The following is a 23456-nucleotide window of genomic DNA, read 5'->3' on the forward strand; positions in this document are numbered from 1 at the left end:
TGTAGGGGACCTGAGAGCCGGGCCGTGACCCGGCTCTCAGAAAGACGATTACTCGCCCTGGTTCTTCTGGACGATCTCGTCAGCCACCGCGCGGGGAACCTCAGCATAGCTGTGGAACTCCATCGAGTAGACGGCGCGACCCGAGGTCTTCGAGCGCAGGTCGCCGATGTAGCCGAACATCTCGGACAGCGGGACGTGTGCACGGACGACCTTGACGCCGGCGGCGTCCTCCATCGACTGGATCTGACCGCGACGCGAGTTCAGGTCACCGATGACGTCACCCATGTACTCCTCAGGAGTACGCACCTCGACCGCCATCAGCGGCTCGAGGAGCACGGGGTTCGCCCGACGAAGAGCTTCCTTGAAGCCCATCGATCCGGCGATCTTGAACGCCATCTCCGAGGAGTCGACGTCGTGAGCGGCACCATCGACGATGGTGGCCTTCACGCCGACGATCGGGTAGCCGGCGAGCACGCCGACGTTCATCCCGTCCTGGAAACCGGCATCGATCGATCCGATGTACTCACGAGGGATGCGACCACCGGTGACGGCGTTCACGAACTCGTAGGTCTTGTCGCCGTCCAGGTCGAGAGGCTCGATGTTGAACTGGATCTTCGCGAACTGACCCGATCCACCCGTCTGCTTCTTGTGGGTGTAGTCGTACTTCTCGACGGACTTCTTGATCGTCTCGCGGTACGCGACCTGGGGCTTTCCGACGTTCGCCTCGACGTTGAACTCGCGCTTCATGCGGTCGACGAGGATGTCGAGGTGCAGCTCGCCCATGCCCTTGATGGTCGTCTGACCGGTCTCGGGGTTGAGCTCCGTGCGGAAGGTCGGGTCCTCCTCAGCGAGCTTCTGGATGGCGACACCCAGCTTCTCCTGGTCGGCCTTGGTCTTCGGCTCGATCGCGACCTCGATGACCGGCTCCGGGAACGTCATCGATTCGAGGACGACCGGCGCGGCGGGGTCGGTGAGGGTGTCGCCCGTGGTGGTGTCCTTCAGGCCGATGACCGCGTAGATGTTGCCGGCGGTGACCGAGGGGACCGGGATCTCCTTGTTGGCATGCATCTGGAAGATCTTCCCGATGCGCTCCTTCTTGCCCTTGGTCGAGTTGACGACCGCGGAGCCCGACTCGAGGTGACCCGAGTAGACGCGCACATAGGTGAGGCGACCGAAGAACGGGTGCACCGCGACCTTGAACGCGAGGGCTGCGAACGGGTCGTTGGCGTCGGGGTGACGCTCGATGATCGTGTCGTAGTCCTTGGGGTCGTGCGCCTGGATCGAGCCCACGTCGAGCGGGTTCGGGAGGTAGTCGACGACCGCGTCGAGCATCGGCTGGACGCCGCGGTTCTTGAACGCGGAGCCGCACAGCACCGGGTAGATCTCGGAGGCGACGGTCAGCTTGCGGATCGCACCCTTGATCTCGGCGACAGTGAGCTCTTCGCCACCGAAGAACTTCTCGAGCAGGACGTCGTCGGTCTCGGCGACGGTCTCGAGGAGGGCCTGACGGTACTCGTCGGCCTTCTCCTTGAGCTCGGCCGGGATCTCCTGGACCTCGTAGGAGGCACCCATGGTGACATCACCCTTGGAGTCTCCGGCCCAGACGAGTGCACGCATCTCGACGAGGTCGATCACACCGAGGAAGTCGTTCTCCGCACCAATCGGCAGCTGGATGACCAGCGGCTTGGCGCCGAGGCGGTTGATGATCGTGTCGACCGTGAAGTAGAAGTCCGCGCCGAGCTTGTCCATCTTGTTGACGAAGCAGATGCGGGGGACGTTGTACTTGTCGGCCTGACGCCACACGGTCTCGGACTGGGGCTCGACGCCCTCCTTGCCGTCGAACACGGCGACAGCACCGTCGAGGACGCGGAGCGAGCGCTCCACCTCGACCGTGAAGTCCACGTGACCGGGGGTGTCGATGATGTTGATCTGGTTCTTGTTCCAGTAGCAGGTCACGGCGGCAGACGTGATCGTGATGCCGCGCTCCTTCTCCTGCTCCATCCAGTCGGTGGTCGAGGCGCCATCGTGCGTCTCGCCGAGCTTGTGGTTGACGCCCGTGTAGAACAGGATGCGCTCGGTCGTCGTGGTCTTGCCGGCATCGATGTGCGCCATGATGCCGATGTTGCGGACCTTGCTCAGGTCGGTGAGCACGTCTTGTGCCACAGGAGTGTCCTTATCTGTCGAGCAGTGGTACTGCGAAGAGTGGGTGCCCGCCCCCGGCGAGTGGCCGGGGGCAGGCGAAGCTGTTTACCAGCGGTAGTGAGCGAACGCGCGGTTCGACTCGGCCATCTTGTGGGTGTCTTCACGGCGCTTGACCGCGGCACCCAGGCCGTTCGACGCGTCCAGGATCTCGTTCTGGAGACGCTCGGTCATCGTCTTCTCACGACGACCCTTGGCGTAGCTGACGAGCCAGCGCAGCGCGAGGGTGTTCGCGCGGTGCGGCTTGACCTCGACCGGAACCTGGTAGGTCGAGCCACCGACGCGGCGGCTGCGGACCTCGAGGGTCGGGCGCACGTTGTCGAGCGCCTTCTTGAGGGTGGCGACGGCATCCTGACCGTTCTTCGCCTCGACGCCGCGGAGGGCGCCGTAGACGATGGACTCGGCCAGCGACTTCTTGCCGTCGACGAGGATCTTGTTCACCAGCGAGGTGACGATCGGAGCGCCGTATACCGGGTCGTTGACGACGGGGCGCTTGGGGGCGGGACCCTTACGAGGCATCTAACTCAACCCTTCTTCGCGCCGTAGCGGGAACGAGCCTGCTTACGGTTCTTGACAGCCTGGGTGTCCAGGGCGCCGCGGACGATCTTGTAACGCACACCGGGGAGGTCCTTGACACGACCGCCACGGACGAGCACGAGCGAGTGCTCCTGCAGGTTGTGGCCCTCACCGGGGATGTACGCGGTGACCTCGGTGCCGTTGCGGAGCTTCACACGAGCGACCTTGCGCATCGCCGAGTTCGGCTTCTTCGGGGTGGTGGTGTAGACGCGGGTGCAGACCCCGGCCTGCTGCGGGTTCGACTTCAGGGCGGGCGCCTTGGTCTTGGTGACCTTGGGCGAGCGACCCTTGCGAACCAACTGCTGAATGGTTGGCACGTTCTCTCCTCATAGTGCTGCACGGTGACAGCGTGATGGGTTTCACATCATGACCCACCGGCACGCCGGAATCGACGCGCTTTGTGGTGTGGTGGGTATGCCGTGGAGGCGGACCGGCAAGGTGCCGACGCCCAGCGCACACGTCAAGACGTGCACACACCTGATCAAGTGTAATGGCGCGTAACGTGACGGTCAAATGGGAGCGGACCGGATGCCGGTGATCCCCCACCGTTCCCCGGCCCCACCCGCCGGTGCAGTGTTCAGGGTGTGTCGGGGTCGAACGGCGAGTCGAGCGATTGCGTCAGCTCGGCCAGGAGCGCCTCGATCTGCGGCTCGACGTGCGTCGAGATGGCCGCCTGGATGGACAGCCGGTACCGCAGCAGCAGACCGCAGACCTCGCGCCCGACCATGTTCGCGTACTCGTCGGCGAGGCCGACCTCCTGGCGCAGCGCGGCCTTGGCCTCGTCGGACAGCGGGGGCAGCGGTGGCAGCTCGGCTGAGGCGTCGTCGGCGAGTCCCGCGATCGTGAAGAGGAAGGGTGCGCCGGCGACGGGTTCCGGATCGAGCGGCAGACCGTCGAACTCCGGATCGAGGTTCTCGTTCGGCCGATAGGCGCGGGCACGGTTGCGGTCTGCCTGCTGATCGAGCTCGCGCTGCAGCGTCGGCAGGTTCCGCGCGGTGTACTCGGCGACCGCGTGGTCCACGATCGTCTTGATGCGGGTCGAGAGCCCATGCTGCACACCGTGCGGGACATCCGCGCCGATTCCGGCGGCGGAGAGGATCGGCGACCCGAGGCAGCGGCGGCACGGAGCGACACGGCCACGGTGCGTGGCCGGCTCCCAGCGCGGCACCCAGCGCAACCAGGACTCGACGGCCTGGTCGACCTGCGCCTCCAATGAACGCTCCACACCGACAGCGTACGGCGCTGACGCCCCGGGCGCGCCTATTACCGCGGTCACGGCGGGGCGTCACTCCTCTTCTTCGCGCTCCCAGGGCCAGCGCGGCCGCTCGGAGCGCGTGCGACGCAGGGCGATGCCTGACCAGGCGGCGATCGCGGCCGCCACGATCAGCACGGCGCTCGGACCGCCGCGGACCAGGTCTCCCGCCACGGCCGTGGCGGTCACCAGTCCCCCGGTGCCGATGAGCACCGCACCCCAGACGCCGATCAGATGACCGAGTGCCGTGGCCAGCGCGATCGCGAGAGAGGCGACGTACGAGGGGCGTGATCGACGCAGCGTGAGCCCCAGCATGAGCGCGAACACGAGGAGGGCGATCAGCATCCCGGTCACTCCGGGCCCCTGCCCCAGACCGGGGACCGAGATGATGTCGGTGTCCGTCGCCACGCTCACCGCGCCGAGCCCGAAGACCGCGAGCGCGAAGAAGCCCGTGGTGGCGAGCACCAGCGCCAGGACAGCCGAAACCCCCGCGGACTCGGGTCCGCGGGGGTTCGGCGTGGTGGCGTTCGTGATTACCTCGCCAGCGTCGGGCCGGCCTCGAGCGTGCGCTCGTACTCGCGCTGCGCCTCGGCGTTCTGCTCGGTCTTTCGAGCTCCGCTGCGCGCGACCCAGGCGCCGAACCAGATGGTGAGCTCGCGGGCGAAGATGAAGGCCGCGATCGCGAGGGGCGCGAGCAGCTGCTCGCCGACGAGTTCGGATGCGGCGGAGGGGGTGAGCGTGAGGATGCCGGCCTCGAAGATCTGACCGAGGATGTGCCCGCCGTATGCGATGGCGCCCACGATGATGCCGAACACGACCCACAGACCCCAGCGGCCGCGGTTGATGATCGCGCCCAGCAGCCAGAAGCCGATGAAGAAGACGACGACCGGCGTCCAGTACCCCCACGTCGCGAGCGGCGCGAGTGCGGACTGACCGATGTTCTCGCCGGTCACGTCTCCCGCGAGAGCGCCCAGGCCCAGCGTCGTGCCGAGGTACAGGACCGCGAAGACGAGTGTGGCGAGCAGGCCGATCGCACCCGCGGTCCCCCGGTTTCCCCGGTCGCGCGGCGGCTCGGGAGCCTGCACGAAGATCGGCTGCGGGAGCTGCGATCCTGCGGCGACGAGCAGGGGCTCGGACGGGACGATCTGCGTCTCGGCCGCGCTGTAGGCAGGCGTGTACGCGGCATCGGCCACGGACGGCTCCTCGACGTGCGAGACCGGAGCGGAGAAGACGGCCGTCGCCTCCGGATCACGGTCGGCGCTGACGGCTGCCGGCGGTGCCGCAGCGGCTGCCGGCGGCGCGAAGGTGCCGGGGTAGGACCGCTCGGCCTCTTCGAAGGCGGCGAGGTCGGGGTCGACGACCTTCTCCTCGACCGGACGTGCGGCGGCGTCGGGCTCGTGAACGGCGCCGGGGACGTCGGCGCCCGCTGCGGCTGCAGCGTCCAGGCCGGCGTTCGCGCTGCCGACGACGTCGTCGACGTCTGCCGGCTTCTCGGGCTGGGGAACGTCGGGGTCACTCATGGGGTGCGCCTCTCATCGGATGTCTGCGTTCTGAGGTTACCGCCGGGTGTCGCGGCGCTCAGGGAGGCGTGCCGACGTGTCGCCAGACCCCTGACGCCCGAACCGCGTGGGCGATCAGGGCAACGCGCTGCGCACGGCCGTGTCGGCGAACTCGGCGAGCAGCGGGAGCATCGGGAGGGAGAGCCAGAGCAATGCCACGATGACGCCGGTGCAGAACACACCGGCGATCCAGCTCATCGCCAGATTGCGCCCAGCCACCCGTGCCATGCCCCCACCGTACGACGATGGCCGGCCGCGACGCGGAAGCAACGCCGATCATTCGGGCGCGTCGCCCCGATCAGCGCGCCGTGCGACCCCGCAGTCGCCAGAGCAGCCAGAGCCCGGATGCCGGGATCAGGACCAGCCCGAGCGCGATCACGCCGAACCAGATGACGTCGTACCACGCGGGCAGCAACGGATTCGCGACCGGCGGCGGCGTCCCGGTGCCGGAGGAGCTGCCGCTCGTCTCGGCGACGGCGAATCCCTGCATGGTCGTGACCAGGATCGCCGCGACGACGAACACGCTGAACGGCACCACGATGGCGACGACCTTCTCCCACGTCTTCCACAGCGCGCTGAGGCTGACCAGCACCGCGCCGACGAACCAGCCGACGACGGGTACGACGATCCCGCCGAAGCTCAGGGTCAGCGCCGCCGCGATCGCGAAGCCGCGCGTGGAGGTGGTCGGTGGACGGGGAACCTCCGGGGCTGGCACCGGCGCCGCCACGACGAAGGTCGGTCCGGCTGGCGTCTCATCCTGTGCCTCGCGCGCGATCGCGACGGGATCGCCCAGCTGTGCGATCCGCTCTGCGGTCGCTGCGGCATCCAGACCGTGCAGCTCTTCGGCGATGCCCCCGCGGATGTCGGCGGCGACACCGTGCGGCAGTCCGCGCATGGCCTCGTCGAGTCGGGCGAGGTACTCCTCGCGCAGGTCCTCAGCGGTGGTCTCGGTCATGCTCATCCCTCTCCGACGATGCCCGTGACGACACGGGCGAACGGGGTCCACTGCGCACGGAACCGGGCGAGCTGCTCGATTCCGGCATCCGTGAGCCGGTAGTACTTGCGCACCGGCCCGCTCTCCGAGGGGAGGTCGAACGTGCTGACCCAGCCGTTGTCCCTCAGCCTCCCCAACAGGGGGTAGAGCGTGCCGATGCTGGCGATCAGGCCCGCCTGCGTGAGCGCGTCCGCCAGCTGCCAGCCGTACATCGGCTCGCGCGAGAGCAGCCCGAGCACGCAGTACTCGACTACCCCTTTGCGCATCTGCGCGCCGATGTCAGCTGTCATGCATCACAAGGTAGCATGCGTGGCACGCTAGTGCCATCGTGTCTCAGCCCTTGGTGGCCCCTGCGGTGAGACCGCCGACGATGTACTTCTGCAGGAACAGGAACAGGATCATCACCGGGATCGCCGCCATCACCGCGCCGGCCGAGAAGGCCGACCAGTCGGCGTAGCGCGGGTTGGCGACCAGCTTGGTGAGACCGACGACGAGCGTCTGCTGCTCCGGCTCGATCAGGATGACGCTCGCGATCACGTACTCGTTGACCGTGCCGATGAACGACAGGAGCCCCACGACCGCGAGGATCGGGGCGACCAGGCGCAGGATGATCGTGAAGAAGATGCGGGCGTGGCCGGCGCCGTCGATGCGCGCGGCTTCATCGAGCTCTTTCGGGATCGTGTTGAAGAAGCCGTACATCAGATACGTGTTCACACCGAGCGCTCCACCGAGGTACACCAGGATCAGGCCCGTGTGCGTGTTCAGCCCGATCGCGGGGAACCAATCCCCCAGCGTCGACAGCAGCAGGAAGATCGCGACGACGGCCAGGAGCTGCGGGAACATCTGCACGACGACGATCGTGACCAGTCCCACCCGACGCCCGGCGAAACGCATGCGTGAGAACGCATATGCGGCGCAGGCGCCGATGAACACGGTGACGGCCCCGGTCACCAGCGCGATGAGGAGGGTGTTCCCGAACCAGCGGAGATAGGGATTCTGCGGATCGGTGAGGATACGCACGTAGCTGTCGATGCCGATCGCGGAGAACAGCTGGTTCGATCCGGTCAGCGTGCCCTTCGGGTTCAGCGACGCCGAGACGACGTAGAGGAGCGGGAACAGCGCGAACGCGCTCACCACGACGGCGACGACGTGGCGCCATCCGGTGTCAGCGAACCAGGCTCCGACGCTGCGCCGGCGCACGGGGGTGTCGATGGTGCTCATCAGTTCAGCTCCTCGAGGGCCTTGGTCTTGCGGAAGCTGATGATCGAGATCGTCGCCACCACGATGAAGATCAGGATCGTGAACGCGGAGGCGAGACCGTAGTCGCGCGTCTGCCCGGTGAAGGCCACCTTGTAGACCATCGAGATCAGGATGTCGGTGTGACCGACCGGGATCGACACGTCGCTGAAGCGCGGGCCGCCGTTGGTCAGCATGTAGATCAGGTTGAAGTTGTTGAAGTTGAAGGCGAACGACGAGATCAGCAGCGGAGCGACCGTCACCAGCAGCAGGGGCAGCTTGATGCGTCGGAACACCTGCCAGGGGTTCGCACCGTCCATCACGGCCGCCTCGTTCACGTCCTCGGGGATGCCCTGCAGCGCTCCCATGCAGACCAGGAACATGTAGGGGAACCCGAGCCACAGGTTCACGATGAGGATCGAGACCTTCGCGAGCGTGGGGTCGGTGAGCCACGGGATGTCCGCTCCCCCGAAGATGACCTGGTTGATGAAGCCGAAGCTCTCGTTCATCATTCCCGCCCACACCAGCGCCGAGAGGAAGGCGGGGAACGCGTACGGGAGGATCATGATGATGCGGTAGCCGTTGCGGAACCGCATCCGGGTGTTGTTGAACACCAGCGCCAGGAGCAGACCGAGGAAGAAGGTCGTGGCGACCGAGATGATCGCGAACACGAAGGTCCAGATCGTCACCGAGATCAGCGGGCCGCGGATCGAGGCGTCGGTCACGGCGCGCACGAAGTTGTCGAAGCCGACGGTGACCTGCCAGCCGGGGAGGAGCTCTTCGCCGTTCTCGGCGGTGAAGGCCCCGGTGCCGATGTCGGAGTAGACCGTTCCGGTGCGGGTGTCGGTGATCGCATCCGCGTCGGAGTCGTACTCGAGCGTCGAGACGTACAGGTATCCGCTCTGTCCGTCGGGGGCGCGGAGGCTGCCGTCGTTCGGATCTTCACTGAACGGGACGGCGAGGTTTTCGAGCTGCTCGGAGAGCGTGAACACCGTGGCGAGCGGGAGCGTCGTCCATCCGTCGACGGCGACCGCCTTGCCGCCGTCGAACTCGGCCTGCACCTGCTGCAGCGGCTGCTCGGCCGTGCCCAGCAGCGCATCGCCGGAATCGGGATCGGTCACCAGCAGGCCGTAGGTGCCGAACTGCTCGACGACCGTCACCGGGTAGGTCGGGGAGTCCTCCACGCGCTCCTGCGCAGAGGCGAGCAGGGAGGAGATCGCCTGGTCCTTGGACCCGTTGTGGCCCGTGCCGTAGTTCGTGAAACCGATGTACCCCGTGTACAGCAGGGTGAAGACCTGGAACACGACCAGGAAGATGATGCCAGGGGTGAGGTACTTCGCCGGTACGCGCCGACGGGAGAAATAGATGTAGTTGACGAAGACCGTGACCGCGACCACCAGGGCCAGGATGAGCCACTCCTGGTGCATGTACAGCACGAACGCCGCGTAGACCGCGATGGCATCGACGACGGCCAGCAGCAGGATCTTCAGCAGCAGCCAGCCGATCGGGCCGGATGCCGCTTCGGCGATCGTGGCGGCCTGTCGCTGGCGTTTGGTCGGAGGAGCCGTGGGCTCGACGGTGTCTGTCATCTCGTCCTCGTCAGGGTTCTGCCGGGGCGGGCGCGCAGCGCCCACCCCGGCAGGGTCGGTACGTGAGGTGTTACTTGATCGCGGCGGTCACGTCGTCGACGAGCTTCTGCCACGTCGACTTCGGGTCCGCGCCGTTGATGATCGCGGCCTCGGCCACGCCCCAGTACTGCCAGACAGATCCCATCGCAGGGATGGCGGGCATCGGAACCGCGTCGGCGCCGACGGCCTGGAAGCCGGCGATGATCGGGTCGGATGCCGCGGAGTCCGCTGCTGCGGTGAGGGCGGGAAGCACGTTGCCCGCCTTGAAGAGCTCGAGCTGCACCTCTTCGGTGCCGAGGTAGTTCACCAGGAAGTCGTTCGCGGCGACCTTGTTCTTGGACTCGGCGCTGACGAAGAAGCCCTTCACGCCGGCGAACGGCGAGGCCGTCTCGCCCGTGGGGCTCGGCACCGGGTCGATCGCGACGTTGATGCCGGCGTCCTTGGCAGCTCCGACGTTCCACGGACCCGTCAGCCAGAAGGCTGCGGTGCCGTCGAGGAACTGCTGCTTGGCGATCTCGCCGTCGATGTCGGTGTTCAGCGTGCCCGCTGCGCCCTGCGCGGCGAGCCAGTCGGCGAAGGCGAAGCCGCCCTCGCTGCCCAGCTGGAGGTCGGTGGAGTCGTAGCTGCCGGACTCGTCGGTGCCGAAGACGGGGGCGCCGAACGCGGTCTGGAACGGGTACAGGTGGTACGGGTTGCCCTCAGCGCCCTGCTCGACCACGAACGTGCCCTTCGACACCATGTCGTCGAAGCTGGTGGGAGCGGTGGGGACGAGGTCGGCGTTGCGCAGGATCGCGATGTTCTCGACCGCGTACGGAAGCATGTAGACCGTGCCGTCGTAGGTGGCGGCCTGCAGCGCGACGGGCAGGTAGTCCGCGGAGCTGTCGCCGAGCTCGATCGGCGCGACGACACCGTTGGTCGACAGCTCGCCCAGCCAGTCGTGAGCGCCCATGACGACGTCGGGACCCTTGCCGGTCGGAACCTGCTGGATGAAGTCATCCTTCATGTCGTCGACCGACTTGCCGACGAGCTCGACCTTCACGCCGGTCTTGTCCTGGTAGGAGTCGGCCGCGCCCTGCAGCGCATCGACGCGCTCTGCGTCGACCCAGACGGTCAGCGTGCTGGCGCTGCCGCTGTCGGAGGAGTCGTCGCTGCTGGTCCCGGTGGAGCAGCCGGCAAGCGACAGAGTGGAAACGATGGCGATGGCGCCTGCGGCGACGATGCCCCTCTTGTTCACCTTCATTGGTGTGTGCCTCTCTCAGTGCTGATGGCCTGCGATACTGCAAGCGCTTACAGTATGCAACGAGTTCCGCCCGAATCGCAACGGAGCATCCCTTCGATATCAAGCTGTGATGCCGATCCGCAGCGCGCGAACGAATGAAAGCGTTTCCAGATGGGCGGCGCTCGGCCAGGCTCGGTACACTTCCTGTATGGCTGACAGTTCCTTTGACATCGTCTCGAAAGTCGACCACCAGGAGGCGGAGAACGCCCTCAACCAGGCCCGCAAGGAGATCGAGCAGCGCTACGACTTCAAGGGCACCGGGGCGTCGATCGCGTGGAGCGGCGAGCAGATCCTGATCATCGCCAACTCCGAGGAGCGCGCCAAGGCGGTGCTCGACGTCTTCCAGTCGAAGCTCATCAAGCGCAGCATCTCGCTGAAGAGCCTCGAGTCGGGCGAGCCCTTCGCCAGCGGCAAGGAGTTCCGCATCGTCTCGACCATCAAGGACGGCATCTCCTCCGAGAACGCGAAGAAGATCAACAAGATCATCCGCGACGAGGGCCCCAAGGGCGTCAAGAGCCAGATCCAGGGTGACGAGCTGCGCGTGCAGTCCAAGAGCCGCGATGACCTGCAGTCCGTGATCGCGCTGCTCAAGGGCTCCGACCTCGACGTCGACCTGCAGTTCATCAACTACCGCTAAGCGCCGGCCCGCGGTTCACACGTCCGTCGTGTGCCGATGACACACTTCGTCCGACCGATGCTGTGCCGGGGCGACGCTGACTCGGGCGTCCGACCTCGAATAGCCTCGACGGCATGGACCTGGACGACTTCCGTTCCGTCGACCTCGCGTCGGTGCGATCCACGTTGGGCGATCCTTCCGACGCCGCCCTCATCAAGATCACCGATCATCTCGACGAGAACTGCTTCGCGTTCCTCGCGCACTCGCCCTTCTGCTGCCTCGCGACGACGGACGACGAGGGAAACTGCGACTGCTCGCCGCGCGGCGACTACCCCGGATTCGTCCGCGCCCTCGACGCCCGCACCCTCGTGATCCCCGATCGGCTCGGCAACAAGATCGCCGATTCGATGACCAACATCACCCGGAACGGCCACATCGGACTCCTGTGCTTCGTGCCGGGGATGACCGAGACGTTGCGCATCAACGGGATCGCCAAGATCACCGACGAGCCGAGCGTGCTGGCGATGCTCGAACAGGACCACTCGGTCCCCGACCTGGCGATCGTCGTGCGCACGGAACAGGTGTACCTGCACTGCGGGCGCGCGCTGCTGCGGGCCGGACTCTGGGATGCCGACATGCAGGATCTCGCGGCGGAAGTGCCCTCCTCCGGTCAGATCTGGGCGGGCATGTCCGGCTGGGACAGCACGGTCGGCGACGTCATCGACGACGCGATGGCCGGCGCGTACGGGAACCTGTACTGAATGCACAGTCGCCAGGGGATGACGCCGCTCGTGGTGCGCGAGATGGTGCGCGAGACGCCCACGATCATGAGCATCCGACTCGAGGACCCGGACGGCGCTGTACTGCCTCCCTGGGAGGCCGGCGCTCACCTCGACGTGCAGCTGATCACCCGGCACGAGCGACAGTACTCGCTGTGCGGTGATCCCGCCGATGTGCACGGCTATCGCATCGCCGTCCGGCGCGAGCCGCTCTCCCGCGGCGGATCGCACTACATCCACAGCTTCCTCCGCGTCGGCAGCCGCGTCTGGGTGCGCCCGCCGCGCAACCTCTTCGCCCTGGCTCCCGCCCCGTCGTATCTGCTTCTGGCCGCCGGGATCGGTGTGACGCCGATCCTCGCCATGGCTCGCCACCTCGCGGCGGACGGTGCAGACTGGCGGATGCTGTACCTCTCACGTCGCGCGGAGGACGTCGCGTTCGCGAGCGAGATCGCCGCGCTCGGCGACCGTGCGCGCGTGCACGTGAGCGGTGAGCAGGGCCGCCTCGACCTCGCCGCTGTGCTCGCTGAACTCGCCCCCGGCACCGATGTGTATGCGTGCGGTCCGCAGCGATTCGTCGACGCGCTCTCGGACCTGACCGAGGTGCTGCCGGAGGGCAGCCGTGTGCACACGGAGAGGTTCGAACCGAAGAAACGCGAGTTCCGGCCGAACGAGCCGTTCTCGGTCGTGTGCGCGCGATCGGACGTCACGATCGAGGTGCCGGCCGACCGCTCCATGCTCGGTGTACTGGCGGGCACCGGAGTGCCTCTGGAGGGGTCGTGCCTGCGCGGCGTCTGCGGCTCGTGCGCGGTCAGTGTGCTCGACGGCACACCCGAGCACCGCGACTCGCTGACGAGCGACGAGGCATCGATGACGATCTACCCCTGCGTCTCGCGCTCCCTCACCCCGACGCTGGTGATCGACGCGTAGGAGAACGCCGCCGCACGCCATGCGGCCCGCACGATCTCGGCCCGGCTGCGACAGTCGACAGGCACTGGGGGTGCGGCACCGATCACGGCGTCGTCAGTCCCCGCCCGCCACAGCATCCCCGGAACTAGGGGATTTGGAAGACGTCGCACTCCGAATCCTCACCATCCGAGGAATTGCATACCGATATACGGGTCGCTATCACCAAGACTGTATGAGGCCGCAACCGCAGGCGGCCGATGACGTGGGCGTCACATGCTCCGCTGCCGCACTTCGGCGCCGCGGTCTCGGGATCACGGAACCGACCCAGTGGGGAACGGGAAACCGGCAGCCGCATGTGCTCGCGTCGTCCGTGACCGGCGGGTGCCCTCAGGCGCCCTCCGGTCACAGAGCGGTCACGCACCCCGTGCGTCCCACCGTTCGGGTATTGGCACTGCACACGATTCATGATGTAGTTGCCCTCCCGGGCGAAGATTCATGGGGTGCCCGGGAACAGAAGGACAAAACTGGGGGCAGTTCCATGAGCATCACGGAATCCAAGAACATCGGTGAGAGCAAGCAGCTGTTGGCTGACGAGGTCTTCCACCACATCGGACAGCAGATCATCGACGGCGTCCTGCCGCCACAGCATCGGATCCGTGACGTCGAGGTCGCCGAGGAGTTCCACGTGTCGCGCACCCCCGTGCGCGAGGCGCTCCAGCGGCTGGAGCGCCTCGGCCTTGTCATGATGTACCCCAGCCGGTACACCGAGGTCACGACCGTGACAGCGGAGATCGTCGAGCAGACGCGCGTGTTCGCCGGCTACCAGGCCGGGGTCTCGGCCCGGATGGGCGTCCCCCGCATCACGGCGACCCAGCGCACGCACCTCGCGAAGCTGGTCGACGACATGCACATCGCGCTGGAGGCCGACGAGGCGACGACCGAGAGCCGCTGGGCGGTGTTCTCGTATCTGAGCGACCACAGCGGCAACGCCCAGCATGTCTCCCTGATGACGGATGCCGAGGTCGCCCTGTTCCGCAACCTGCGCGACTGGCGCGTGCCGAGAGAAGATCACGAGCGCATGCACACCACGTACGCGAGCTTCCGGGCCGCCATCCTGCGTGGCGATGCGGATGAGGCGGAACGTCTCTCCCGGGCGATGTACTACGTGTGAGCGACGCTCACCACGTCGCTCGCCATCCCGTGACCCAGGTGGCGAGCCGACGGTACGCGTCCTCTCGCGCATCGTGCCGTGACAGGAAGATGTCGTGGAGTGCGCCGTCGACGCGCTCGACGGTCACGGTCGAGCCGAGCTTGAGCGATGCGCGCGCGATGTCGTCCACCACGAGCACCGAATCGGCCCTGGTGAGCTCGTCGGACCACCGTGTAGGCGTCGCCGAGCGGGCGGAGAGCAGCACGCACACGGGCGCGGAGATCGAGAGCCCGGCCGCGACCGTGTTGTGCCCCGAGAGAATCGCGCTGAGCCACCCGGCATAGACCGCCATGGTCTGCACCGGCCGCCATTTCAGATTGACCTCCATCGGGTCATCCGGATCGACGACCTCCTGCTGCGCCCGCGTGTAGAAGCCGAGATCCACCTGGGGCGCGACCTCGAGCGGACGCAGCCGCGCCGTCAGCTCGACCATCGGCGCGATCGCCGAGCGCACCGATGCGAACTGGAACTCCAGCCACGGGCTGTTCAAGATCACGGCATCCGCCACGTCCGGATGCCGTGATGCCCAGAGGCTCAGTGTCAATCCGCCGGTCGAATGCCCCAGGAGCACGAGTTTGCGCGTCGAGTGCTCTCCATCGTCACCGCGCCCCATCCCGTCGAGGGCGGCCGCGATGTCCTCGTCGTAGGTGCGGAGATCGGTGATGTACCCCGGTGTCTGTCCGTCACGCAGGCTGCGGCCGTACTTGCGCAGATCGAGCGCGAAGAACCGCGCACCGCGTGAGGTCCAGAAACGCGCCAACCGCTTCTGGAAGAAGTAGTCCGACCACCCGTGCACATACAGCACGTCGACATTCTCGAGTGGTCGCCGAGCGCCTCGGAGCCGGTCCCACCAGCTCGACGGCGCCGGCAGCGCCCGCACGAGCGTAGCGACCACCGGGCCCTGATCGTCTTCGCCGAGGTCGAGCGTCAGCTGCTCGAACTCGTCGCCGAGCACGTCCGGAGTCCAATCGACCATGTCGCCAGGCTAGCCGAGGCGACCTGGCAGACGGTGCCGCAGGCCCGTTCGGGCCGGTTCCTCACTCCCCGCGGGAGACCCGGACCATCTCGTCGCGCGGCACGACCTTGATGCGCGCACGCTCCTCGGGAGCGCCGAGGGCGATCTCGTGCTCGTCGAGTCGGTGCCAGCCGTCGAGGTCGGTCCACTTGACGTCCCGCTCCTTCAGCAGCGCGGGGATCGCCTCTTCCGAGGGGTCCTCCGGGTGCCACCAGGAGCCCTGGTCGTTGATGATGTGCCGCACGGTCTCCATCGCGTCGGACTTGGTGTGTCCGATGAGCCCGACCGGTCCGCGCTTGATCCAGCCCGTGGCGTAGACACCCGGCAGCTGCTGGTTCGAATCCTTCGCGAGCACCTGGCCCTCGCGGTTCGGGATGACGCCGTGCTTCTTGTCGAACGGCACGCCGGGCAGCGGTGAACCGAAGTAGCCGATCGCGCGGTACAGCGCCTGGATCGGCACCTCGCGCATCTCGCCGGTGCCGATGGCCCCGCCCTGCCCGTCGGGCTGGGTGCGCTCGTAGACGAGGGCGGCCACGCGACCGGCGTCGTCCGTGCGCACCTCGACCGGGCGTGCCCAGAAGTGCAGGTGGAGTCTGCGCGAGGCCGTTCCGCCGGCGTTGTTCACGGAGTCGCGCTTGCGCCACGACTGCAGCACCCGGTCAATGACCATGACCTGCTTGTTGCTGGCGACGGCATCCTTGGATGCCTCGTCGTAGTCGAAGTCCTCGTCGTAGACGACCATGTCGACGTCGCGCAGCTCTCCGAGCTCACGCAGCTCGAGCGGTGTGAACTTCACCTGCGCCGGTCCACGGCGTCCGAACACGTGGACATCGGTGACCTCGCTGGCCTTGAGTCCCTCGTAGACGTTCGCCGGCACCTCGGTGACGAGCAGATCCTCGGCGTGCTTCGCGAGCATGCGGGCGACGTCGAGCGCGACGTTGCCGTTGCCCAGCACGGCGACGGAGGGCGCATCCAGCGGCCACTCGCGCGGCACATCGGGGTGTCCGTCGAACCAGCTCACGTAGTCGGCTGCGCCGTAGGAGGCGACCGCATCGATGCCGGGGATGTCGAGGGAGGTGTCGTGGATCGCACCGGTCGCGAAGATGACCGCGTTGTAGTGGCGCTTGAGGTCTTCGAGGGTGATGTCCTCGCCGAAGCGGACGTTGCCGAACAGGCGGATGTCGCCCCGGTCCAGCACGTCGCGCAGAGCCGTGATGATGCCCTTGATGCGCGGGTGGTCGGGGGCGACGCCGTAGCGGACCAGACCGTAGGGTGCGGGGAGCTGCTCGAAGAGATCGATGGAGACGTCGAACTTGCGCTCGGCCTTCAGCAGGATGTCGGCGGCGTAGATGCCGGCGGGCCCTGCTCCGACGATGGCCAGTCTGAGCTTGGTCATAGGGGGTCCTTTCGTGTGCCGTCGCATCCGCCGCACGCAGCCGAGGAGGCCGCGCCGCGGTCAGCTGGAGCGTTCGACGAGGGTCTCTGCGAAACGGGTGAGCGCGTCGCGCACGGTGCCGCGCGGGAGCGGGGCGAGCGCGTCGATCGCATCCTGGGTCCAGGTGTGCGCGAGCGCGAGCGTCTTCTGAGTGCCGGTGTGGTCGCGCAGCTCGGTGAGCGGTCCGTCCAGGATCGCGGGATCGGCGCCCTCAGCGATGCGTGCGACGCCGTCGTCGATGCGCGCGGCGAGCTCGACCGACGCCGCATCCGACTCGGCCTTCAGCAGCAGGTAGGGCATGGTCGGCACACCCGCGCGCAGGTCGGTCCCCGGCACCTTGCCCGTGTCCTCGGGCTTGGCGGACAGGTCGATGACGTCGTCGAGCAGCTGGAACGCGACGCCGATCTTCTCGCCGTACACGCGCAGCGGCTCCTCGTACTCGGCGGGCGCGTTCGAGAAGATCACGCCGCCCTGCGTCGCCGCGGCGATCAGGGAGCCGGTCTTGTCGGCCAGCACCTGGATGTAGAACTCGATCGGGTCGTCGTCGGGCTGCGCACCGAGGGTCTCGTGCATCTGCCCGAGCACCAGACGCTCGAAGGTGTCGGCCTGCAGGCGGATGGCCCGCTCGCCGAGGCGCGACATCAGCTGGCTCGCCCGCGAGAACAGGATGTCCCCCGTGAGGATGGCGATGTTGTTGCCCCACACCGCGTGCGCGGCGGGCACGCCACGGCGGCGGTCGGCGCCGTCCATCACGTCGTCGTGGTACAGCGAGCCGAGATGCGTGATCTCCAGCGCCTTGGCGACGTCGATCACGGCCTCGGTGTTGCCATCGCCGAGCTGCGCGGCGAGCAGCGTGAGCACCGGACGGATGCGCTTGCCCCCGGCCTCGTACAGATAGCGGCTGGCAGCGTCGGCCAGCGGATCGGCGACGCGCACGTCTTCCGCCAGTCCCGTCTCGACGAGCTCCAGCCCGTCTTCGATGGACTGGGCGATTCGCCGTGCGGCGGGACCGATGAAGACGCGGTCGCTGAAACCGAGACGGCTCGCCAGTCGCGAACCCGGGGCTACGCGGCTCGAAGTCACGACCCCAGCCTACCGTCGTCGCGCAGGGGTGATACGTCCATGCGACTACTCCGGCTTGCGCGCACGGTGCAGGGCGACGATGCCGAACGTGAGGTTGCGGTACGCGACGTCGGTCCAGCCCGCATCGCGGATCCAGGCCGACAGCTTCTTCTGGTCGGGCCAGTCGCGGATCGACTCGTTCAGATAGTCGTAGGCATCGCCGTTCGTGCCGGCGACGCGGGCCACCCGCGGCAGGACCTTCGCGTTGTAGAAGCGGTAGGCGCTGCGGAAGAGCGTGCCGGGCGGGGTCGAGAACTCGTTGATCACGAGGCGTCCACCGGGCTTGGTGACACGGAACAGCTCGCGCAGCGCCTGGCGCGGGTCGCTGACGTTGCGCAGGGCGTACGACATGGTGACGGCGTCGAACTCCGCATCCGCGAAGGGCAGGTTCGTGGCGTCCGCCTCGACGAACGACAGATTGCGCATCGCGCCGTGGCGGCGCTGCCCCTCGGCGAGCATGCCGGGCGAGAAGTCGGCGGCGACGACCTGGGCGCCGCTGCGAGCGAGCGACGCGGAGGACGAGGCGGTGCCTGCCCCCAGATCGAGGATCCGCTCCCCCGGCTTCGGGGCGACGGCACGGGTCGTGGCGGCACGCCACAGCGCATCGTTGCCGAAGGTCATGGCCGTGTTGGTGCGGTCGTAGCCGGCCGCGACCTGGTCGAACATGCCGCTGACGCGGGCGGGGTCCTTGCCGAGATCGGCGCGATTGGGCTCGTTCGGGGTCACCTGACCCAGTGTAGGTGTCACGACCTGGGTGCGAGCCCCAGCGCCTCGAGCCGATCGAGCCAGACGTCGGCGGTCGCGTCGTCGAAGGGAGCGATCTGCCGGCGGACCCTGTCCTCGAGGTCGAGCGCGAGTGCCTCCAGCCGCGACATCACCTCGGCGGGATAGCCGTAGCGGATGCTGTGCTCCGCCCACTCGTCACGGTCGTCGACCCAGGTGCCTCGCTCGCCCTCCACCCGCACAACGTCGAGGTCCATGTCGATGCCGGTGGCCAGCAGCGGGTCATCCGACCACCGCACGTCCCACCCCAGGTCGATGTAGATGCGCATGCCTTTGGGATGGTCGCGGTTGACGGTGAGGGCGAAGTCGCCCTCCGGCGCGACGAGCGTGACGTTGGGCCCGGCGGCCACGAAGGCGGCACCGGGTCGCGCACTGTTCCACCCCACCGGCTGCCCGACCCAGTCGCCCCATCGGTCGGCACCGAGGTACACGCACTCGTGCCGCCAGTGCGGCGAGCCGTCCCACTTGCGCCACTGGAAGATCATCTCGGCACCTGCTGCGGGACGTGCGTCACTCATGCGCCCACCCTAGGACGACGCGCTGTGCCCGATGGCGTCCCGCCCACAGCGCCGAGTCTTAGGCTGGAGCAGTGAGCAGCACGCTGGTCGTGGAGACCCGAGAGATCGATCCGGTCGAGGATCTTCTGGCCGCGGCAGACCCCGCACGACCGCTGGCCTGGTTGCGACGCGGCGACGGCATCGTCGCGGTGGGAGAGCCGCTGCGCGAGCTGCGCGCGTCGGCCGGCTCCACCGGGCTGCGCAGTTCCGCCCTCGCGACGGCGTGGCGCTACCTGGCGTCCGGAGCCCGGATCGACGACCCTGTCGGCCTGCCCGGTACCGGGCTGGTCGCCTTCGGCGCGCTCGCCTTCGACGAGAAGTCGGCCTCCGACAGCGTGCTCGTGATCCCGTCGCAGGTCATCGGACGACACGGCCACACCTTCTGGCGCACGACCATCCGCGTCGCGGACGGCCCCGCCCCCGTCGTCGCCGACGACCAGCCGTATGGGCCGCACTGGGCCGGCACGGTCGGTCCTGGCGCGCAGAGCCCGCAGGGCTACCAGGACTCGGTGCGACAGGCGCTCGGGCGCATCGCCCAGGGCGAGCTCAGCAAGGTCGTGCTCGCGCGCGACCTCACCGGGACCATCCCGGCCGGTTCCGACCTGCGGCGACTGGTGCGCGCTCTCTCGACCGGCTACCCCGACACCTGGGCCTTCGCGGTCGACGGACTCATCGGCGCGAGCCCCGAGACCCTCGTCACGGTGCAGAACCGCACCGTCACGGCGCGCGTGCTCGCCGGCACGGTCAGTCGCGGGGCGGATGCCGATGCCGACACCGCCGCTTCGGCTGCGCTGGCATCCAGCACAAAGGATCTCGACGAGCACCAGTACGCGGTGCAGAGCGTGCTCGCCTCCCTCCGACCGCACACGCGGGCCCTCGCCGCGAGCGAACAGCCGTTCCTGCTCAAGCTGCCGAACCTGTTCCACCTCGCGACCGATGTCGAAGGAGAGCTCGCCGAGGGCGAGTCGGCGCTCGACCTGATCGGCGCCCTGCATCCGACCGCCGCGGTCGCCGGAACTCCGACCACGATCGCGATCGGTGTGATCCGCGAGCTCGAGCCCTTCGACCGCGGCCGCTACGCCGGACCGGTGGGCTGGGTCGACGCAGCGGGCAACGGCGAGTGGGCGATCGCGCTGCGGTGCGCGCAGTTCGAGGCAGGAGTCGACGACATCCACGTCACCGCCTACGCCGGAGCCGGGATCGTCGCGGGTTCCGACCCGGAGTCGGAACTGCTCGAGACGCGCGTGAAGTTCCGCCCGCTGGTCGACGCGCTGGCCTGAATCGGTCCAGGAGCCGGGGGCGCGACCTCCACAACTCAGGCACACCGGGACCGGCGACACCCGAATCCGCCGTTTCCGACGCGAGCGGGGCCGATCGTCCTGAGTTGTGGCGGGGCTCGGCGGTCAGCTCGCCTCGAGGCGCTTCTTCTCGGCCTCGACATCGAACTCCGCGACCGGCCATTGCGGATCGATGTCCTCCAACGCCGCGAGCAGCAGCTCCTGCACGGCCAGTCGCGCATACCACTTGCTGTTCGCCGGGATCACGTGCCACGGCGCCACCTCGGTCGAAGTGCGGTCGAAAGCCGTCTGATACGCCTCCATGTACTGCGGCCACAGCAGGCGCTCGTCGACGTCGCCGGGGTTGTACTTCCAGTGCTTGTCCGGCCGGTCGAGGCGCTCGCGCAGGCGCGCCTTCTGCTCGTCGGGCGAGATGTGCAGCATGACCTTGATGATGCGCACGCCGGATGCCGCGACCTGCGCCTCGAACGCGTTGATGGCCTCGTAGCGGCGCTCGATCTCGGAGGCGTCGGCGAGTGCGCGGACCTTGCCGATCAGCACGTCCTCGTAGTGCGAGCGATCGAACACGCCGATGAACCCCGGCTCGGGGAGGCGCTTCTCGATGCGCCACAGGAAATCGTGCTCCCGCTCCTCGGGGGTAGGGGCCTTGAACGCCGCGAGCGCGACGCCCTGCGGATCGACGCCTCCGACGACGTGCCGCACGATGCCGCCCTTGCCCGCCGAGTCCATCGCCTGCAGCACGAGCAGCACGGCGTCCTGCGCGACACCGGCGCGGCTCTCGGCGAACAGCCGTTCCTGCAGCGTGTTCAGCGACGCGAGCCCCTCGTCGAGGTCGCGCTTGCCGTGCGCCTTGCCGTGCTCGTAGCCTGGCGTGCTCGCGGGGTCGACGTCGGCGAGCCGGAACCCCTCGTCGACCCGGAGGATGTCTGCCCAGCGATGTGCGTTCATCATGTGCTCATCCTGCCCACTCTCGGCCGGATCCGCACGTGCGCGCGTCAGCGCGGCAACGGCACCTCGATGAGCTGGCGGCCGCCGACGGGTGTGGTGAGGACCTGGTCGAGCGCCGTGCGGGTGGTCACCCTCTGATACTCCCAGCCGTAGGCGAGGGCCAGGTGCTCCAGTCGCACGGTGTGCGGCGTGTAGAAGGCGCGGTCCAGATCGGCGGGTGCGGCGGAACCCGCGACCTCGAGCGAGTCGAAGATCGTGCCGCCCCCGTCGTTGCCGACGATGACCTGCAGTCGCGGCTCGGCCTCGTCCGGCGGCAGCAGCAACGAGCCGACGTCGTGCAGGAAGGTGAGGTCGCCGAGCAGTACCCGGGTGACACCGGGAGTGCCGTCCGCCTGACTCGCCAGCGCGATGCCGGTCGCGGTCGCGATCGTGCCGTCGATGCCCGCGAGACCCCGGTTGGCGTGCACCGGCACCTTCTTGCCGCCGAGCACCGCGTCCGCCACACGCACGAGCCGCGAGGACCCGAACATCAGCCGGTCGTGCGGCCACGTGGCCCGCCACACCGAGTCGACGAGCAGCTCCCGATCGAGCGGTCGGCGCACCGCGTCGAGCTCGGCGCGGACGGCGTCGCGTCGTGCCGCGAAGTGCGTGGAGGAGAGACCGTCCTGGTCGGGCGCCGCCTCGCTGAGGTCGACGGCCGCCGCGGCAGAGGCCTCGAGCCAGGAGCCGAGCCACTCCCGGTCGGTGGTGCCCTCGGCGACCGCCACGGACGCCACCGCGATCGTGCGGTGGTTCAGGTCGAGCCCCTCGCCGCCGCGCCGCACCGCCACGACATCGACATCCGCACGGGAGAGCAGCGCCGTGACCTCCCGGCTGAGCGTGGGGTGCCCGAGCACCACGGCGCGCTCGACGCGACCGCCGAGGTCGTCGCGGCGCAGGAGCCCCCGGTAGCCGTGCACGATCTGACGCCCGAACCGCGCCCCGCTGACGATCTCGGCGATCAGCGGCCAACCGCCGGCATGTGCGATCTCCTCCGCAGCGGCTCCGGCATCCGCCCCGGCGATCACGACCGTGCGTGGCCCTCGCTCCAGCACGAGCGGTTCGCCCGCCACGATCACGGGGGCCGGCCCCGGGACCACGGCGGGCGCGGAAATTCCTCCGGACAGCGGCTCGCGCGAGGGCAGGTTGAGATGCACGGGGCCGGCGACGCCGGCATGACCGAGCGCCGCGTCGGCGCCGAGGGCAGCCGAGACGACGCGCGCGGCCAGGCCCGACCATTCGTCGCCGCCCACCGGGACCGGTGCATCGATCTCCTCGCGTGCCCAGGAGGAGAACATCCCCGGCTGCGCGGTGGCCTGGTTCGCCCCGACCCCCCGAAGCTCCGGAGGGCGGTCGGCGGTCAGCAGCAGCAGCGGGACACCGGAATGGAAGGCCTCCATGGCCGCGGGCAGGAGGTTCGCCGCCGCGGTCCCGGAGGTGCACAGCACGGCGGCCGGGAGCCCGGTCTCTCGCGCGATGCCCAGAGCGGTGAACCCGGCGACGCGCTCGTCGATGCGCACGTGCACGCGGAGCAGTCCCTCATCGGCCCGACGGACAGCGGCGAGCGCGAGTGCCTGGGAACGTGAACCCGGCGACAGCACGAGGTCGCGCACGCCGTGCTCGATGAGTTCGGCGATGAGCGATGCCGCCGCATCGGAGGCGGGCGACGCGGTCACGCGCGAGGTTCCGGCGCCGGACCTTCGTCGGTCTCGTCGTCCAAGCGGGCGAGTTCCTCTTCGAGACGGCGGATGCGGGCATCCTGCTCGGTCTTGCTGATGCTGCGCAGGAACGCGGGGTCGTCATCGGGGGCGAGCATGCGGGGCACGCCCTGGTCGTTGGCGCGGCGGCGTCCGATGACGAACCACAGGATCCCGCCGATGACCGGGATCAGGATCACGATGATCAACCACACCGGCTTTCGCACGCCACGATGCCGCGTCGCCGGCTGCACAGCGCAGTCGACGATGCTGAACACCCAGAACACGGCGGCGAGGAAGCCGCCGATGATCAGTAGTCTCGCCACCC

At 68.3% G+C, this 23456-nt stretch carries 25 protein-coding genes; 5 read left to right on the plus strand and 20 right to left on the minus strand.

Annotated elements, in window-relative coordinates; all coding sequences use genetic code 11:
- Positions 1-48: 48 nt before the first annotated feature.
- The 12 genes from fusA to ACIOVG_RS17255 form a co-directional block, all read right to left on the minus strand.
- Positions 49-2163: an elongation factor G gene (fusA, locus tag ACIOVG_RS17200; protein ID WP_400876122.1), complete on the minus strand. Its 2115-nt coding sequence runs from the start codon at positions 2161-2163 to the stop codon at positions 49-51.
- An 84-nt stretch (positions 2164-2247) separates the two neighbouring features.
- Positions 2248-2718: a 30S ribosomal protein S7 gene (rpsG, locus tag ACIOVG_RS17205; protein ID WP_017201608.1), complete on the minus strand. Its 471-nt coding sequence runs from the start codon at positions 2716-2718 to the stop codon at positions 2248-2250.
- A gap of 5 nt (positions 2719-2723) precedes the next feature.
- Positions 2724-3092 (minus strand): 30S ribosomal protein S12, encoded by a 369-nt coding sequence (rpsL, locus tag ACIOVG_RS17210; RefSeq protein ID WP_017201609.1) that lies wholly within the window; start codon positions 3090-3092, stop codon positions 2724-2726.
- Positions 3093-3352: 260 nt separating this feature from the next.
- Complete coding sequence (locus ACIOVG_RS17215) at positions 3353-4000, minus strand: spermidine/putrescine ABC transporter substrate-binding protein (protein WP_400876125.1); 648 nt, start codon at positions 3998-4000, stop codon at positions 3353-3355.
- A 60-nt stretch (positions 4001-4060) separates the two neighbouring features.
- Positions 4061-4492 carry a hypothetical protein gene (locus ACIOVG_RS17220; protein ID WP_400876128.1) on the minus strand — a complete coding sequence of 144 codons (432 nt, stop codon included), beginning with the start codon at positions 4490-4492 and terminating at the stop codon, positions 4061-4063.
- Between the two features lie 68 nt (positions 4493-4560).
- On the minus strand, positions 4561-5547 hold the full coding sequence (locus tag ACIOVG_RS17225; RefSeq protein ID WP_400876129.1) for an ABC transporter: 987 nt from the start codon (positions 5545-5547) through the stop codon (positions 4561-4563).
- A gap of 114 nt (positions 5548-5661) precedes the next feature.
- Positions 5662-5814, minus strand: coding sequence for a hypothetical protein (locus ACIOVG_RS17230; RefSeq protein ID WP_400876132.1), 153 nt, complete (start codon positions 5812-5814; stop codon positions 5662-5664).
- A 70-nt stretch (positions 5815-5884) separates the two neighbouring features.
- Complete coding sequence (locus ACIOVG_RS17235; RefSeq protein ID WP_400876135.1) at positions 5885-6541, minus strand: HAAS signaling domain-containing protein; 657 nt, start codon at positions 6539-6541, stop codon at positions 5885-5887.
- A 2-nt stretch (positions 6542-6543) separates the two neighbouring features.
- Entirely contained in the window at positions 6544-6870 is a 327-nt protein-coding gene (locus ACIOVG_RS17240) for a PadR family transcriptional regulator (protein ID WP_400876138.1), read from the minus strand.
- A 43-nt stretch (positions 6871-6913) separates the two neighbouring features.
- Entirely contained in the window at positions 6914-7801 is an 888-nt protein-coding gene (locus ACIOVG_RS17245) for a sugar ABC transporter permease (RefSeq protein ID WP_400876141.1), read from the minus strand.
- Positions 7801-9405 (minus strand): maltose ABC transporter permease MalF, encoded by a 1605-nt coding sequence (gene malF, locus ACIOVG_RS17250; RefSeq protein WP_400876144.1) that lies wholly within the window; start codon positions 9403-9405, stop codon positions 7801-7803. Before malF ends, ACIOVG_RS17245 begins: the two co-directional genes overlap by 1 nt.
- A 70-nt stretch (positions 9406-9475) precedes the next feature.
- Entirely contained in the window at positions 9476-10684 is a 1209-nt protein-coding gene (locus tag ACIOVG_RS17255; RefSeq protein WP_400876147.1) for an extracellular solute-binding protein, read from the minus strand.
- A gap of 187 nt (positions 10685-10871) precedes the next feature.
- Here ACIOVG_RS17255 and ACIOVG_RS17260 point away from each other — a divergent pair, with 187 nt between their 5' ends.
- The 4 genes from ACIOVG_RS17260 (at position 10872) to ACIOVG_RS17275 (ending at position 14195) form a co-directional block, all read left to right on the plus strand.
- Positions 10872-11360, plus strand: coding sequence for a YajQ family cyclic di-GMP-binding protein (locus tag ACIOVG_RS17260; protein ID WP_400876150.1), 489 nt, complete (start codon positions 10872-10874; stop codon positions 11358-11360).
- A 113-nt stretch (positions 11361-11473) separates the two neighbouring features.
- Positions 11474-12100, plus strand: coding sequence for an MSMEG_1061 family FMN-dependent PPOX-type flavoprotein (locus ACIOVG_RS17265; RefSeq protein ID WP_400876153.1), 627 nt, complete (start codon positions 11474-11476; stop codon positions 12098-12100).
- Entirely contained in the window at positions 12101-13045 is a 945-nt protein-coding gene (locus ACIOVG_RS17270; protein WP_400876156.1) for a PDR/VanB family oxidoreductase, read from the plus strand.
- 517 nt (positions 13046-13562) lie between these two features.
- Positions 13563-14195, plus strand: a complete 633-nt coding sequence (locus ACIOVG_RS17275; protein WP_400876159.1) for a GntR family transcriptional regulator — start codon at positions 13563-13565, stop codon at positions 14193-14195.
- Between the two features lie 7 nt (positions 14196-14202).
- Here ACIOVG_RS17275 and ACIOVG_RS17280 read toward each other — a convergent pair whose 3' ends face one another.
- The 5 genes from ACIOVG_RS17280 to ACIOVG_RS17300 form a co-directional block, all read right to left on the minus strand.
- Positions 14203-15210 (minus strand): alpha/beta hydrolase, encoded by a 1008-nt coding sequence (locus ACIOVG_RS17280; RefSeq protein ID WP_400876162.1) that lies wholly within the window; start codon positions 15208-15210, stop codon positions 14203-14205.
- Between the two features lie 61 nt (positions 15211-15271).
- Positions 15272-16645 carry an FAD-dependent oxidoreductase gene (locus tag ACIOVG_RS17285; RefSeq protein WP_400876166.1) on the minus strand — a complete coding sequence of 458 codons (1374 nt, stop codon included), beginning with the start codon at positions 16643-16645 and terminating at the stop codon, positions 15272-15274.
- 60 nt (positions 16646-16705) lie between these two features.
- Positions 16706-17767 (minus strand): polyprenyl synthetase family protein, encoded by a 1062-nt coding sequence (locus ACIOVG_RS17290; protein ID WP_400876169.1) that lies wholly within the window; start codon positions 17765-17767, stop codon positions 16706-16708.
- Positions 17768-17812: 45 nt separating this feature from the next.
- Positions 17813-18532, minus strand: coding sequence for a class I SAM-dependent methyltransferase (locus ACIOVG_RS17295; RefSeq protein WP_400876172.1), 720 nt, complete (start codon positions 18530-18532; stop codon positions 17813-17815).
- A 17-nt stretch (positions 18533-18549) separates the two neighbouring features.
- A complete protein-coding gene (locus ACIOVG_RS17300; RefSeq protein ID WP_400876175.1) occupies positions 18550-19107 on the minus strand; it encodes a hypothetical protein in 558 nt (185 codons plus the stop codon).
- 71 nt (positions 19108-19178) lie between these two features.
- Between ACIOVG_RS17300 and ACIOVG_RS17305 the strand changes: the two genes are divergently transcribed.
- Positions 19179-20426: an isochorismate synthase MenF gene (locus tag ACIOVG_RS17305; RefSeq protein WP_400876178.1), complete on the plus strand. Its 1248-nt coding sequence runs from the start codon at positions 19179-19181 to the stop codon at positions 20424-20426.
- A gap of 123 nt (positions 20427-20549) precedes the next feature.
- Here ACIOVG_RS17305 and ACIOVG_RS17310 read toward each other — a convergent pair whose 3' ends face one another.
- From ACIOVG_RS17310 to ACIOVG_RS17320, 3 genes are read right to left on the minus strand one after another with little or no spacing between them, the layout of a single operon-like run.
- Positions 20550-21395, minus strand: coding sequence for a PPK2 family polyphosphate kinase (locus ACIOVG_RS17310; protein ID WP_400876181.1), 846 nt, complete (start codon positions 21393-21395; stop codon positions 20550-20552).
- Between the two features lie 44 nt (positions 21396-21439).
- Entirely contained in the window at positions 21440-23107 is a 1668-nt protein-coding gene (gene menD, locus ACIOVG_RS17315) for a 2-succinyl-5-enolpyruvyl-6-hydroxy-3-cyclohexene-1-carboxylic-acid synthase (protein ID WP_400876184.1), read from the minus strand.
- A complete protein-coding gene (locus tag ACIOVG_RS17320) occupies positions 23104-23454 on the minus strand; it encodes a PLDc N-terminal domain-containing protein (RefSeq protein ID WP_400876187.1) in 351 nt (116 codons plus the stop codon). The genes menD and ACIOVG_RS17320 overlap by 4 nt, the downstream gene beginning before the upstream one ends.
- Positions 23455-23456 lie beyond the last annotated feature (2 nt).

Source organism: Microbacterium sp. NPDC087591, assembly GCF_044743625.1.
Lineage (GTDB): Bacteria > Actinomycetota > Actinomycetes > Actinomycetales > Microbacteriaceae > Microbacterium.